This window comes from Fibrobacter sp. UWB15 (genome assembly GCF_900177705.1).
Lineage (GTDB): Bacteria > Fibrobacterota > Fibrobacteria > Fibrobacterales > Fibrobacteraceae > Fibrobacter.
Genome location: NZ_FXBA01000003.1, coordinates 1 through 14,853, shown reverse-complemented (window position 1 = coordinate 14,853; position 14,853 = coordinate 1). Strand labels below are relative to the sequence as shown.

The 14,853-nt window shown below is 39.0% G+C and carries 16 protein-coding genes; 14 read left to right on the top strand and 2 right to left on the bottom strand.

Annotation, left to right across the window (positions count from 1 at the left end; genetic code table 11):
- The first annotated feature begins 119 nt into the window (after window positions 1-119).
- The 14 genes from B9Y58_RS06305 to B9Y58_RS06240 all read left to right on the top strand — a co-directional run bounded on the left by B9Y58_RS06305 (window position 120) and on the right by B9Y58_RS06240 (window position 13,767).
- Window positions 120-1,067, top strand: coding sequence for a PD-(D/E)XK nuclease family transposase (locus B9Y58_RS06305; RefSeq protein WP_073055167.1), 948 nt, complete (start codon window positions 120-122; stop codon window positions 1,065-1,067).
- A 353-nt stretch (window positions 1,068-1,420) separates the two neighbouring features.
- Window positions 1,421-1,690, top strand: coding sequence for a hypothetical protein (locus B9Y58_RS06300; protein WP_073055169.1), 270 nt, complete (start codon window positions 1,421-1,423; stop codon window positions 1,688-1,690).
- Between the two features lie 171 nt (window positions 1,691-1,861).
- Complete coding sequence (locus tag B9Y58_RS06295; protein WP_073055223.1) at window positions 1,862-3,064, top strand: DegT/DnrJ/EryC1/StrS family aminotransferase; 1,203 nt, start codon at window positions 1,862-1,864, stop codon at window positions 3,062-3,064.
- Between the two features lie 54 nt (window positions 3,065-3,118).
- Window positions 3,119-3,781 carry a sugar transferase gene (locus B9Y58_RS06290; RefSeq protein WP_073055225.1) on the top strand — a complete coding sequence of 221 codons (663 nt, stop codon included), beginning with the start codon at window positions 3,119-3,121 and terminating at the stop codon, window positions 3,779-3,781.
- Between the two features lie 6 nt (window positions 3,782-3,787).
- On the top strand, window positions 3,788-4,633 hold the full coding sequence (locus B9Y58_RS06285) for a glycosyltransferase family 2 protein (RefSeq protein WP_073055171.1): 846 nt from the start codon (window positions 3,788-3,790) through the stop codon (window positions 4,631-4,633).
- Window positions 4,634-4,635: 2 nt separating this feature from the next.
- The gene (locus B9Y58_RS06280; RefSeq protein WP_146196831.1) at window positions 4,636-5,748 is read left to right on the top strand and encodes a glycosyltransferase; all 1,113 of its coding nucleotides are present in this window, start codon (window positions 4,636-4,638) and stop codon (window positions 5,746-5,748) included.
- A 192-nt stretch (window positions 5,749-5,940) separates the two neighbouring features.
- Complete coding sequence (locus B9Y58_RS14745) at window positions 5,941-6,159, top strand: serine O-acetyltransferase (RefSeq protein ID WP_233247867.1); 219 nt, start codon at window positions 5,941-5,943, stop codon at window positions 6,157-6,159.
- A 27-nt stretch (window positions 6,160-6,186) separates the two neighbouring features.
- Complete coding sequence (locus B9Y58_RS06270; RefSeq protein WP_158278334.1) at window positions 6,187-7,245, top strand: EpsG family protein; 1,059 nt, start codon at window positions 6,187-6,189, stop codon at window positions 7,243-7,245.
- Between the two features lie 3 nt (window positions 7,246-7,248).
- Window positions 7,249-7,989, top strand: a complete 741-nt coding sequence (locus tag B9Y58_RS06265; RefSeq protein ID WP_199220954.1) for a glycosyltransferase family 32 protein — start codon at window positions 7,249-7,251, stop codon at window positions 7,987-7,989.
- Between the two features lie 20 nt (window positions 7,990-8,009).
- Entirely contained in the window at window positions 8,010-9,194 is a 1,185-nt protein-coding gene (locus tag B9Y58_RS06260) for a polysaccharide pyruvyl transferase family protein (protein ID WP_073055177.1), read from the top strand.
- Complete coding sequence (locus B9Y58_RS06255; protein ID WP_073055178.1) at window positions 9,181-10,188, top strand: glycosyltransferase; 1,008 nt, start codon at window positions 9,181-9,183, stop codon at window positions 10,186-10,188. The genes B9Y58_RS06260 and B9Y58_RS06255 overlap by 14 nt, the downstream gene beginning before the upstream one ends.
- A 43-nt stretch (window positions 10,189-10,231) precedes the next feature.
- Complete coding sequence (locus B9Y58_RS06250) at window positions 10,232-11,653, top strand: lipopolysaccharide biosynthesis protein (protein ID WP_073055180.1); 1,422 nt, start codon at window positions 10,232-10,234, stop codon at window positions 11,651-11,653.
- A 30-nt stretch (window positions 11,654-11,683) separates the two neighbouring features.
- Window positions 11,684-12,520: an SDR family NAD(P)-dependent oxidoreductase gene (locus B9Y58_RS06245; RefSeq protein ID WP_073055182.1), complete on the top strand. Its 837-nt coding sequence runs from the start codon at window positions 11,684-11,686 to the stop codon at window positions 12,518-12,520.
- Between the two features lie 116 nt (window positions 12,521-12,636).
- Window positions 12,637-13,767 carry an acyltransferase family protein gene (locus B9Y58_RS06240; protein ID WP_083532244.1) on the top strand — a complete coding sequence of 377 codons (1,131 nt, stop codon included), beginning with the start codon at window positions 12,637-12,639 and terminating at the stop codon, window positions 13,765-13,767.
- Between the two features lie 196 nt (window positions 13,768-13,963).
- Here B9Y58_RS06240 and B9Y58_RS06235 read toward each other — a convergent pair whose 3' ends face one another.
- Both B9Y58_RS06235 and B9Y58_RS06230 read right to left on the bottom strand, forming a co-directional pair.
- Window positions 13,964-14,425: an integrase core domain-containing protein gene (locus B9Y58_RS06235; RefSeq protein WP_073055186.1), complete on the bottom strand. Its 462-nt coding sequence runs from the start codon at window positions 14,423-14,425 to the stop codon at window positions 13,964-13,966.
- A gap of 3 nt (window positions 14,426-14,428) precedes the next feature.
- Window positions 14,429-14,698: a hypothetical protein gene (locus B9Y58_RS06230; RefSeq protein WP_073055188.1), complete on the bottom strand. Its 270-nt coding sequence runs from the start codon at window positions 14,696-14,698 to the stop codon at window positions 14,429-14,431.
- Window positions 14,699-14,853: the final 155 nt, after the last annotated feature.

Below are 14,853 nucleotides of genomic sequence, written 5' to 3'. Positions count from 1 at the left end.
AATGTAGAAAATATTCTCGTTTTTACAAAAGTTTTACAGAAATTTTGGCATCGGGATGCTGAAAAAAGCGTGTTAAGTAATAAGGGGGTGTGCCATAACTTAACCCGAAAGGAAAATACATGTCTGCAACCAATCAACCGACCAAAAATTACATCGTTAAAAACGAACGGGGCGAAGAATTCCTGCTGCCCAAATACGCGGCGACCTTCCGCATCTTGATGGACGACAAGGACACAATCCGCGATGTGCTCAACAGCTTGCTCCAGCTGGACCATGACCATGAAATTGTCGACCTTGAATACGAATTCGAGAAACCCATCGACATCTTTATGCCCGAAAATGACCCCGCACGTCTTGACGTCTGGGTGCATACTCGGGACAATCGGTATCTTAACATCGAGATGCAGAATAAAGTGCACTCGTTCTTTTTCGACTGTATGCAGCTTTACAATTCGTACCTCACGCTGCGCGGCAAGTACGAGTTCAACCGTTCAGACTATTTCATGGGCCTGCCGGAAGAGGAACGCCGGTACCGTTACTATGAACTTCCGGAAACGGTATCCATTTGGCTTTGCAACAATCCGGTACTCCGGTCAAAGGAAATTTATAAGGATGTGTGGTTAACATACAGTGAATACGAAGTCAAGTCGGGGAACGCTCTTCCCATTTTGCGGAAAAATAGGTATATTGTAGTAGACCTGCCCAACTTTTTGCAGTTGCGTAAAGGCGTGAAAACTCGCGAAGATTTCTGGCTCCGGCTCATTTCAAGAGGCCCGCTGCAGGTGCCCGAAACGGAAGACCCGATCTTTGCGAATGCACTTGACCGTCTGCGCGTAAGTCGCGTGAACCCTGAACTTTTGAAAGCACTGGAGGCAAACATGTTCGACCATCATGAATACGAAGCTCTCGAAGCCGAAGCCTTCTTGAAGGGCCAAGCGAACGGCGCTAAACATGAGCGCGAAAAGAATAATGCTGACAATGCTGTTCGCGACACCAAACGAGCCGACTACTTGCGTTCGCAGAACGTGCCAGAGAACGTGATTTCGGCGATGCTCGCGCTGAAGTAGCAAAATCCCCTTCCCCCGAAAACTTTTGTGCCCGGATCCGTTGGATTCGGGTGCTTTTTTATTTGCGGTAGGGGTGGGTGGTCGGGGAGCGGAGGCTGGGGGAGATTCCCTTTTTTACAAAAGTTTTACAAAAATTTTGGCATCGGGATGCTGAAAAAAGCGTGTTAATAAAGAGGGGTGAATCAGCTTCACTCCGAAATAAAATATCTTGACAATATCTAGATAGAAATATATATTATGGACATAAAGATTAGTGAACACGCAAAGCAGAGGATGGACGAGAGAGGCAAGTTTAGGTTGGTCTATAACGCTCTCACGGACACTTTAATTACGCTTTTTCCGAGGAGGTGATTATGACGAACAAGGAACTGGCTTTAGCTCTTGAGAAAGAGTATGAGGAAACAGGTGATAATGCGGGTACCGTTATGCCACCGGTATCCTCGATGGATGCGGCCGTGGCCATAGTCAAGAAGCGCAAGACCAAAGTCGGGACAAGTTTTGATCCGGGTGTCTTGGAGGCGTTCAAGGCGAAGGCGGAGCGCGTAGGCATTCCGTACCAGACGCTTCTCAATTCCGTGGTCAAGCGTTATACCGAAAGCAAACTGGACATCGAGGTTGCGTAGCGTTTTACGCAAAAAAGTAAGATTTCTGTGATAAAATAGGCTCAATTCACCCTGAGTTACGTAAAAAATACTTATATTTGCTCAGAATAAATTCACATTCCGGTCGGACTGGGCGCAGCGGTGGTCGCTAAGCGCCAGAAAGGCCGGGTAACACCGAAGGTTGCGGCGCGTATGAAGATTTCTTTTTCTCCTCCTGATATCACTGATTTGGAAATTGAAGAAGTCTGCGAAGCCTTGCGCTCTGGCTGGATTACTACGGGTCCGAGAACAAAGAAATTCGAAGCCGAAATTGCCAAGGTGTGCCATACCGACAAGGCAGTCTGTTTGAACTCTGCTACGGCGGCGCTTGAACTTATCCTCCGCATTTTGGGCATTGGCCCTGGCGACGAGGTAATCACCTCTGCCTACACGTACACTGCTTCGGCTAGCCCGGCAATCCATTGTGGAGCGACAGTTAAGTTCGTGGACACTGCCAAGGATTCCTTCGAAATGGACTACGACGCCCTCGAAAACGCCATTACCGAAAAGACCAAGGTGGTTATTCCGGTGGATATCGGCGGGGTGGTTTGCGATTACGACCGCATTTTTGAAATTGTTGAACGTAAAAAGGCCCTTTTCAAGCCGAACAACGACATTCAGAAGGGGTTTGGCCGCGTAATCGTGGTGGCCGACTGTGCTCACGCATTCGGTGCTAAGTGGCACGGCAAGGTGGCAGGCGAAATCGCCGACTTCTCTAGCTTCTCTTTCCATGCGGTAAAGAACCTTACCACGGCCGAAGGCGGTGCCGCTACGTGGCGCACCCGCGATTTTATCGATAACGAAGCCGTTTACAAGCAGTTCCAGTTGCTCTCTCTGCACGGACAGTCCAAGGACGCCCTCGCCAAGACGCAGCTCGGTGCCTGGGAATACGACATTGTTGCCCCCAACTACAAGTGCAACATGACCGACATCATGGCGGCCATTGGTCTCAAGCAGTTGGAACGCTATCCGGGACTTGTCGAACGCCGTCACCAGATTATCGAAAAGTACGATGCAGCACTCAAGCCGCTCGGAGTAAAGACCTTGCCGCACGCTACAAACGACAGTTATTCCAGCGGACATCTGTACCTCTCGCGCATTCCGGGAATCAACGCCGAACAGCGCCACGAAATCATCGTGAAAATGGCCGAACAGGGAATCGCGACCAACGTGCACTACAAGCCGCTCCCGATGATGACCGCCTACAAGAACTTGGGCTTTGATATCAAGGATTACCCGAATGCTTACGCCCAGTTCGCAAACGAGATTACGCTCCCGCTTCATACGCTGCTGACCGACGAACAGGTTGATTTTATTGTCGAAACCTATATTAGCATTTTGATGCCGGAAATCTAAAAGGTCTGGAGTGTCGCCTTGTTTCTTGAAAAATGGGACAACCTGCCTGCCGAAATGCGCTGCGACGAAGTTCGCAAGTATTACGACATTCTGGCAAAGCGCCGTGGCCAGCTGGCCTTGAAGCGAGGCTTTGACTTGGCTGTAGCCTTGATTCTGTTTGTGATTCTTGCGATTCCCATGGCTGTTATAGCTGTCATGATCAAGCTAGACAGCAAGGGCCCGGTTTGGTACCGCCAGGAACGCGTTACCACCAACGGCAAGCACTTTAGAATCCACAAGTTCCGCACCATGGTCAGCAATGCCGACAAAATCGGTTCTGCCGTGACCGTGGGGAACGATAGCCGAATCACGAGAGTAGGTGCGAAACTGCGTAGCCTTAGGCTTGATGAACTGCCGCAACTGTTCGATGTGCTCAATGGCGACATGAGCTTTGTGGGAACACGGCCCGAAGCTGTGAAGTATGTTGAAAAATACAAGCCGGAATACTATGCGACTCTCCTGATGCCTGCCGGAATTACCAGCGAAGCCAGCATCCGTTACAAGGACGAAGATAAGCTCTTGAACGCCGCCGATGACGTGGACAAGGTTTACATAGAAGACGTTTTGCCGGCAAAGATGAAGTGGAACCTGGAATCTGTAAAGCGGTTCAGTTTTTTGCGCGACGTGCTGACCATGCCGAGGACCGTGCTTGCCGTGCTGGGGAAGGAATATAGGTAGGACGGTATGGTAGAAGGTCTTGTCTCGATTATAATGCCCTCCTGGAATACCGCCAAGTTTATAGCGGCATCCATAGAATCTGTTATTGCCCAGACATATACCAACTGGGAACTGATTATCGTTGATGATTGCTCCACCGACAACACCGATGAAGTCGTGAAAAAGTTCACTGAGCCCGCCGAAGTGAACCAAACGTGTCATCCTGAGCGAAGCGTCAGCGAAGGCGGGGATCTCCTGTCCCAGAAAATTCGCTACTTCAAAAACGACCACAATATGGGTGCCGCTTTAACCCGCAACCGCGCCCTGCGCGAAGCAAAAGGTGAATGGATCGCCTTCCTTGATTCCGATGATTTGTGGACTCCGCTAAAATTGGTGAAACAACTCAGTTTTATGCGTGAGCATGGGTATGTTCTCTCTTACACGGAATACGAAAAGATTGACGAGGACGATAATCCCCTGAACATTTACGTGACCGGCCCGGAAGTCGTTAACAAGCGTAGAATGTACAACTACGACTATATTGGTCAACTCACTATGATGTACAGCGCCAAGCACTTTGGTCTGATTCAAATCAAGGACATCAAGAAGAATAACGACTACGCAATCCGCCTGCAACTTTACAAGAAACCGGGAACGGAAGCGCATTTGCTTAAGGAAAATCTGGCAAAATACAGGATCCGCAAGAAGAGTATTAGCCACGACAAACTGAGCAAAAAACTCCGCAGTCATTATGACCTGTTCCATCTATGCGATGAAAAGCCGGCACCGATTGCGCTTTGGTACGCTTGTTGGAATATGTGGTATGGGCTGTGGAAGAAGAAAAAGTTTGAAAAAAATACAATAAAGGATTAACGGTGGTAAGAATTCTACAGATTGTTGATAATATTTCATTAGCTTCGGGGGTATCTTCCGTTGTAATGAATATGTATAAAAACATCAATAGAGAAAAGATTCAATTCGATTTTCTTGTTTATTGTAAAACTGCCGTATCTTATGAAAATGAAATTCTTCAAATGGGAGGCCGGATTTTTTATGTCGGGAATCCCTTGTCGGTGCGCACTTTTTTTTCTGCACTGAACACAATAAAATCTTTTTTTAAAGAACATGCTAGTTGTTATCAAGCTGTTCATTTGCATTCTCCTACAACAGCTTTTTTTTCTTTACGATATGCACTTAAATATGGCATGAAAAACAGAATTGTTCATAGTCATTCAACAATGATGAGCCCAAATAGAATAAAAACTGTTGTAAATGATTTTTTGATATCCCGAATAAAAAAATACGCAAATATATATTGGGCTTGTTCAACGGAGGCTGCAATATTTTTATATGGAAGTGAATGGTTAACGTCTAATAAGTACACTATTATAAACAATGCTGTCAATTGCGATAAGTTTTGTTTTAATGATGAAAAAAGAAATCTTGTTCGCAGTCGACTAAATTGCTCTAATAAAATTGTTTTTTGCCATGTTTCAAATTATAGTCCCATAAAAAATGTTCTTTTCCTTGTTGATGTCATGGCGGAATGTATCAATTTGAATAACAATATAATTTGTTTGTTAATTGGAGATGGCCCTACTGCCCCATTGGCACTATCAAAAATTGAGGAATATGGATTAAAAGAGAATTTTAAGTTCATTGGAAAAACGAATGAAGTTAATGATTTCTTGTGCGCCTCTGATTGTCTTTTGTTACCGTCGTTGAAAGAAGGCTTGCCAGTTACTGTTGTAGAAGCTCAAGCATGTGGCTTGCCCTGTTTTATTAGTGATACTATTACTAAAGAAGTTCATGTTTGTGATGTAAAATATTTCTCTTTGAAAAAAAATGTTTGGCAAAATGCAATATCTTCTTTTGAACCATTAAATGATGATTTGCGAAATGTTCGGTCTCAGGCTTTTTCCGATTCTAAGTTTAGCATAAAAACAGAAATAAAGAAAATAGAGTCTTTGTATTTGGAGATGGTATGAAAAAAAATTATGGAATTGTAATGACATTTTACAGAATTGAAAGATGGCTCTATGTTCATAAATTGAAATTTATGGCTAACATCGTTTTTCGTCTAATTTACTTGATTTTCAACTGCTATATTCCGCCTTCTGTAAAAATTGGAAAAAATGTTGAGATTGCGCATGGGATAGGAATTGTTCTAAATATTAATTGTGAAATTGGGGATGATTGCATCATTTATCAGAATGTTACTATCGGTAACGGGGGGGGGGCGAATTGGAAACAAGTGTGTATTGGGGGCCGGAGCCGTTATTTTGGGGAATATTACAGTTGGTGATAATGCTAAAATCGGAGCGAATGCTGTGGTGCTAAAGGATGTTCCTGCAAATGCTACTGCAGTTGGTGTTCCTGCAAGAATAATTGTTCGATAAGATTTTATGCTTTTCTATTTGATTTTAATGAGCCTGTTTGCTTTTGCAAGTTTTTTTTCGCCACAATATAAGAAAGCTGTCTTGATTGTTTCAACAGCTTGTTTGGGCTCCTTAATGGCGTTCAAAGCTTTGACAATAGGGAATGATACGCCGAGTTACGTTTATTTTTTCAATCATTTTTCTGATGTATCAACTTTTTTTGATTATGAGTTAAGATTTGAATATGGCTTTCAATTTTTTTCAAAATTAATTTATTTAATTTTCCATGATGTTCAATTTCTTTTCGTTTTTACAGCGATAATTTGTATGTTTTCTTTGTCTAAAACTATATACAGATTTTCCGAGAATGTTGCATTCAGTTTTTTCTTGTTTATTTCTTTACGTTTCTTTTACTTCTATTTAAGCGGAATTAGACAAGCTATAGCTCTTTCATTGACATTTTTTGCCTTCAAATATTTAGTTAAAGCTAATTTGAGATTTTTTCTTTTTTTTGTTTTCCTAGCCTCATCTTTTCACTCATCTGCATTGGTGTTTATTTTTGCATGGCCTCTCTCTCGAATGCCCTTAAACAAACAAGGAATTCTAGCCTTGATTGGTTGTTTTTTTGTGTTTTATCTATTATTCGCAAATATAATACCATTTGTATTTCAGTTTCTCCCCGTCTATTATGGTCATTATGTTGGCTCTGAAGCTTTTAAATCGAATAATTTGGGTAACTTCGTAAGTTTGTTAATAAAGTTACTGGTTGTCGCATTTATAGTCCTTTCTGGTTATATAGAACAAATAAAAAAAGATTTTTTGAGCACCGAACAATATAAAATGAAAACTATTCTAGTCTATTTTACCATTTTTTCAGTGTGCTTGTCATTGATTTCAACTCGTGCATCATTATTAGATAGATTTGAATATTATTATTGGATTTTTGTGATTCTGTTGATTCCGTCGGTGATTGAATATATGGAGAAAAATAAAAAGTTGTTTTTTTACTATGTGTTTTTTATTGCTACTACAGCATACAATATGTTTCTTTTTGTTTATCGACCGGAATGGCATAAAATTGTTCCCTATCATTTTTTTTGGAATTAAATTATGGAAAATGATATTATTCCTAAGCAAATTCACTATTGCTGGTTCGGAAAAAATCCGTTATCCCCTTTAGCATTAAAATGTATAGATAGTTGGAAAAAATTTTTCCCTAATTATGAAATTATAAAATGGGATGAATCAAACTTTGATGTAGACGCATTTGAATATACTCGCGAAGCTTATCGTGCTCAAAAGATGGCTTTTGTTTCGGATGTTGCGCGGCTATTCATTTTGGCGCAACATGGTGGAATTTATTTTGATACAGATGTTGAGGTTGTTCGGCCTTTTGATGATATTCTTGAAAAAGGTGGATTCATGGGTATTGAAGCATATGATGGCGAAATTTGGGTGAATCCTGGTTTGGGATTCGGTTGCTCAAAAAATTCTAAAACGATAAACAACCTGTTTGAAATATACCGTCATCAAACATTTGATGAAACAAAAATGACAAACTGCAATATTGTTACCTTAACAACGGAATATCTAAAAAAGAATGGTTTAGAAAAAGAGAATGCGATTCAGTCTATTGATGATATAACGATATATCCAAAAGAATACTTTAATCCCTGTAATATGAACACGGGAAAAATTGATATTACAGAAGTGACAAGATCAATACACCATTACGCAGCTAGTTGGGCTGATAGAAGTAGCTTGATTAGGGACTGGGTATATAAAAAAATATATCAATTGTGTGGAAAACGAATTGCTCTTTTTTTGAGAAAAATATTTGGTCGTCGCTAACTTTCTTTTTTAGGGAAAAAATGAAGGAAAAAATCGGTTTAATTACATTCTATCAAAATAATTACGGCTCAATACTTCAGTGTTTTTCTACAAAAAGTTTATTAAGGACGTTAAACTATGATTGCGATGTTCTTTGTTTGAGCGAGTATCAAAGAAACGATATAATAATAAGATTGTGTAAATTCGTTAGACTTGTTGGAAAAATTCTACGTTATCCCTCATTTTGCATATCCTTAGCGAAGTCAAAGCTATATGGAAATTGTTTGACAACAAAATTGACAACAAGAACTATAGAAGAAATGAATAGCTTTGTTAAAAGCTATCTTAAGCCTGTTGAAATTTCTAATAAAGTTTTAAAAAAAGATGGCGAAAAACGATATAATCTATTTATCGCAGGAAGCGATCAAATTTGGAATTTAAGTTCCCTTTTTTATTCTTTTTATTTTTTAACGTTTGCTCCACGAGAAAAGCGAATATCTTTCGCTGTTAGTTTTGGTATTTCCCAAATACCTAAGTATAACCAAAAGGAACTGCAAAAAGTATTAAATGAATACAATTACATTTCTGTACGTGAAGAGACGGGAGTAGAGATAGTCAAGAAGTATTCCAATACCAAAGTCTGTCGAATTGCTGACCCAACTTTTATTTACAATGCCGATGAATGGCGTGATTTTGCAAAAGATGCCGTTATTCCTTCTCAAAAATACATCTTGGTTCATTTCTTGAATGAGCCAAATGAAATCGCCTTAGAATCTATGGCTTGGCTTTCAAAACAATTGAATTTAGATGTGATTGCTCTTGGTTATAAATACGATGTTTTCGATAAATTGAAAAGATTTACTTTTATGGATGGAGGACCATGGGAATATGTTTCCATGATTGACCATGCCGAATTTGTATTGACAGACTCTTTCCATTCGTCATTATTTTCCATAAATTTCAACAAGCGCTTCTTTGTTTTTCATCGTGATTATTCAGTGTCAAAGCAAACTAGTCGAATTAGTGATTTGTTAAAACGATTTGGTATGGATAATCGTTTGATTGAAAATGTTGATATATTAAAGAATATCTATTTGGAATATCTGCCTGAAGAAACGAGTGTGGTGTTGAAAAAAGAACGCGCTACTATCCGTGATTATATCCAAAAATCTATTTCAGGTCAAATTCCTCAGTGTTTTTTACAAGGAGAAAATGATGCAACCTAAAGTATCCCTTATCGTTGCTATATACAAGTCTGAGAAATTTCTGGACAAACTCATAACATCTATCATAAATCAGACTTACAAGAATATTGAAGTCATCCTTGTTGATGACGGCTCTCCTGATAATAGTGGTGTTATTTGCGATAAGTATGTCGATCAAGACAATAGAATTCAGGTCATTCATAAAAAGAATGGTGGGGCTTGTGAAGCTCGAAATGTAGGCATGGATGCGGCTACCGGCGATTATATTTGCATCATTGATGGCGATGATTGGCTTGAATTAGATTATGTTGAATATTTAATGCGCCTAATCCAAGAAACAGATTCTGACATGGCAATGTCAGATAAAATTTTTACAACTAGAGATAGAATTCAGATTGAAACAGATGAAATTGAAACTTGGTCTGCTGAAAAAGCCGCTTGTGCAATCATCTACCCTCGAATACCGATTGGTCCATGGAATAAAATTTATAGTTCAAAATTGTTGAAAGAGAATAACATCTCTTTTTGTACAAAATGGTCTGGTGAAGGCTTGTATTTTAGCGTAATGGCAGCGCAATATGCAAATCATGTAGGGGTTGGTCACAGGAAGGTGTATAACTATCGATTGAACAATACACAATCTGGGTTGACTCATTATAATTTACAAATGGCTACGAATGCTTTAGAAAATATTAAACTGATAAAAAAACAATTGCATATAAATACTAAACGGCTGCAAAATGCGTGTGATTGGCACATTTGGAAAAACTATGGTTTTGTACTTCGTTTAATTATTGCAACGCATTCAGAAATAGAAAATCATGATATTTATAAAGAAAGCATAAAAAATATTCGCAAAAGGTTACCCAAAGTGTTGTTGTGTAGCGAATGGGATTTTGGAGGAGGCTTAAGAGGAAAACTCAGCATGCTTCTATTCGCGCTATTTCCTGTTATTCGCTCAAAACGTCAATTAGAAAACGCTGCAAAGGCATTGGCAAATGATATAATGGAATAGTCTTAATAAAATCTTTATTCTAAATTAGATTGGATTATAGATAATGAAGGAAGCGAAATATCTTGCAAAGAATATTGGCTTGCTAACATTAAGTCAGTTTGGCACAAAACTGCTTAGTTTTTTTCTTGTTCCTCTATATACGAATGTTTTGTCAACAGAGGAATATGGTACATATGATTTCTTCAATACAACGGTATTGTTGCTGATCCCTTTATTAACGCTCAATATATGTGACGCAACTTTACGCTTTTCTTTAGATAAAGAATCGGATAGCAGGGATGTATTTTCAATAAGCATAAAGTTTTTTGTTATTAGCGTTTTGGCTATCGTTTTTTTATCATTCATAAATAAATTAATGAATCTATTTCCAATATTTAATCAATATTTGTATTGTTTTATACTAATGTATTTTAGTTCTGCAATAACAGGAATATTGAATAATTATGCTAGAGGCATAGATAAAGTAAGAACTGTTGCTGTATCGGGAGTTTTAGGCTCTGCAACCATGTTAGTGCTTAATGTTTTATTTTTACTTCCTCTGCATATGGGACTTAAAGGATACTTTGCGGCCAATATTATCGGGTTACTCGTCCAATTCTTGTATATAACTTTTTCCATAAAAGCATGGAAATTGTTTAAATGGGTTGGCATGAAAAACAAAATGCTAACCAGTAATATGTTGTCTTTTTCTGTCCCACTAATAATAAATAATATTTCGTGGTGGGTCAATAACGCTTCGAATCGTTATGTGATTATTTGGCTTTGCGGCATGTCTGCTAATGGTATATTCTCAGTAAGCTATAAAATTCCTTCCATTCTTATGATCTTTCAAGGCATTTTCTCTCAGGCTTGGACTCTATCTGCTGTAAAAGATTTTGATCCTGAAGATAAAAATGGGTTCTTTTCAAAAATGTACAATTCGTACAATGTGTGTATGACTATTATCTGTTCGTTAATCATTATTTTCTCAAAATACATTGCCAGACTTTTATATGCACAGGAATTTTATACTGCTTGGAAATATTCGCCTTTATTGTTGATTGCTGTTGTATTCGGGGCGCTTTCTGGTTATATAGGAGGAATTTATTCAGCTGTAAAAGATTCCAAGGCTTTTGCGAAATCAACACTATATTCAGCAATAATTAACATTATTCTTAATATTGTTCTAGTTAAAACAATTGGAATAATGGGTGCGGCGATGGCTTTAGTTGTGGCTTATGCTTTCGTTTGGGCGTTCAGGGTAATAACAGTAAAAAAATATATTAGACTTGAATTGAATTTGGGACGAGATGTTTTATGCTATTTCGTATTGCTTTTGCAAACGATTTTGCTGTTATCTGTGGAAACTAATGTTGTATATTTGTATGAATCCATTTTATTCTTTATACTTGTATTATTGTTCAAGAATTCTTTGTGTGAAATAAAAGATAAGTTATTTAGCTTTGCAAAGAAAAAACGTGAATAATAGTGTTTAACAATCTCATGGAGATATAATATGAGCAAGATATACCAACTGCTAAGAAAAGTATTTCTGTTGGCAAAAGAAACCAAAACTATTCCAATAAATCATTATGTAAAACATGGTGAAGAACTAAAGGATAAGGTTGCTTTAATAACTGGTGCTACTGGAGGCATTGGCCTTGCAATCGCGAATAAGTATGTAGAAGCAGGATGTAAAGTTATTTTGGCTGCTACAAATAAGACTAAATTAGACAATGCTCTAAGCAAATTTCCAACAGGTATGGCTTCCTCTATTGGCTTTGATTATTCGAAGCCCAATGAATTTGAAGAAAAAATACAAGAAGCTATAAGTAAATTTGGGAAAATAGACATCTTTGTAAGTTGTGTCGGAATTCATGTAGATAGAGATGGTTTGAGTTTTCTGAATTCAACCATTGAAGAATATGATTCAATAATGAATACTAATTTAAGAGGAACTTACTTTGCTTGTCAAACCGTAGCAAAATATATGATAAAAGAGGGAATTAAAGGTCATATTTTATTGATATCTTCACAATCGGCATTGGAACCGTCCTGGTCACCATATAGACTATCAAAGTTGGGGGTTTCGGGGCTAGTCAAAGGATTTGCTCAGGCGTTGATTCATCATGGCATCGTTGTCAATGGAATTGGCCCGGGGCCAACGGCGACAAAGATGCAAAAGAGTTATCAGGACGACAATATCTGTACTCAATTAAATCCGATAGGTAGATTTACAATGCCTGATGAAGTTGCTGAATTTGCCCTTATGTTGGCAAGCGATATAGGAAATACAATTGTTGGCGATGTGTTGTATATGTCTGGTGGACGAGGTCTTATTGAAATCCGTTAATTGCTGAATCGTTTGGTTTAATCGGCCTCTTTTATACAGATTTTCAGCGAAATAGGTTAGATTAAACATATGAATTAGAAACATCCTTAAATCGCTATACCCCGAAGATTAAGTTTATGGAAAAAACGAGAGAATCAAATTTTGAACTTTTGAGAATTGTATCAATGTTTTTGATAATATGGCATCATTTGTGCCGACACGGCATTTTCTTTGCTCCAAATGTCGCGATGGATTTTAATACAATTATTGGAAAAGGATTTCTCATTTGGTCGGGAAACCTTGGAAATTATTTGTTTATATTTGTTTCTGGTTATTTTATCTCAAATTCAATTTTTAATTACAAAAAAATGTTTAAGTTGTGGTTGCAAATTTTTTCTACCTCGGCTATAATTGGGCTGATTCTCTATGTGTTTAAGATACAACTTGTGACTGCTGATGTGGATTTCTTTGGTTTTTACAATTCAATAGATAAAATTGGAATTTTGGGGAGGGCGTTCACATCAAGGGATTTGATAAAATCTTTTTTGCCGACCCTATTGGGAAACAATTGGTTTGCTTCATCATATCTAGTTTTTTTCATGTTTACACCGTTTTTAAATGAATCATTGAAGTTCCTTGATAGGAAAAAATTCAGAAATTTAATAATTCTTTTAACTTTTTGGGGAACAATTGTATGCATGTTTCCAGGACAAGGAATATTCCAAAAGAATAATTTATTCTATTTTATTCATGGATATTATATTGCAAATTATATAAGAATCTATGATCCTATTTTTTTGAAGAATCAAAAAAGAAATCTTGGACTTGTTTTGGCGATTTCGTCAATATTTGTTGTTTGGATAGTTCTTGTGTTAAAATACCGGGATGTATTCCCCTTTATAAATTCACATTTTGGAGATGTGTTCTGCTATCCTTTTGCATTGGCAAAATTTCCGGCGCTTTTAAATGCTGTTTTCTTGTTTGCTTTTTTCAAAAATTTAAGAATTCGATATAGTAAGTTAATAAATCTTGTTGCAGGAACAACCTTTGGCGTCTATCTCATTCATGAGAATTTATTTTTCAATAAAATTTTATGGCACCGAATCTTCAAAATGGATGACTTTCTTGCATCAAATTTATTGTTGCCGTATATGATATTTGCGGTAATATCGACATTTGTTGTATGCAGCATAATAGATTTGATTAGGAAAAAAATTATTGAACAACCAATACTTGCTTTAGTTGATAAAAAATTGAAACAACCTTGATTACGTTACCTACGCAGAAATGGTAAATTTGTTCGCGATTTTGCCGAGAGCGAACGCGGGGCGTTGATTTATTATGCGGATTCACTTGCGGGAGTATCTCCTATACGCCACTTTGGCATTGCAGTTTCTCCTGTAGTGTAAGCTTCCCCATAATTGTCAGCTACCCATTTTTAGGACCGGTTTAAAGTATACAAAATCACCCAGTTCTTGCCAACCGATATTCCATTGGAGCGAGGTTGTTTAAGGCGTCATGGGGTCTTTCGTTGTTGTAGTAGTCCATCCATTTTTCGGTAACTTCCCTTACATCGTCTAGAGTCCTGAAAATATATGCGTCCAGAACAGCCCTGCGATACGACCCGTTGAACCGTTCGATATAGCTGTTTTGAGTTGGGCGTCCTGGCTGCGTGTACAAGATCTTGATCCCGTTACCCTCGCACCATTCCTGGAACTCATGCGAGATGAATTCAGGACCGTTGTCGCAGCGAATGTTGTTCGGTTTACCCTTCTCCCAAATGATTTCCTCCATGAAGCGAATCAGGCGAGATGCCGGTATGGAGTGCGCCGCTTTTTGAGCGACGGCAACTCTATCGCTGTCATCGATGATGTTCAGTACGCGGAACTTGCGGTTGCTTTGCAAGACATCCGTCACGAAATCCATAGACTAGGTTACGTTTTCCTGCTCCGGAGTCACGAGCGGATTCTTGACTCGGGCAGGCAAGCGCTTGCGCAACGGCTTGCGCTTGTTGAAGTGAATCGCCTCGTAGACACGGTGGACCTTCTTGTGGTTCCACGGATGCCCATCCTTGCGAATCAGCCTGAATATTTTCCAGAAGCCCTCGTTGGTGACCTCGGCCTTCTGCCGGATCGCGGCCTCGACCTCGGAATCATCCTTGGTTGATTCGTAGTAGAAGAACGACTTGTGGATGCCCATCAATTTGCACGCCCGAGTAATGCTGATATCGTATTCCTCTGCTATTTCGCCCGCAATTTCTGATTATTCCGGAGCGGCGGAGCCGCCAGTCCGGAGAAGTGAGAGCCACTAGTCCGGCCTGACGGAGCCACCTGTTTTTTGCCCTACTGGGCTTC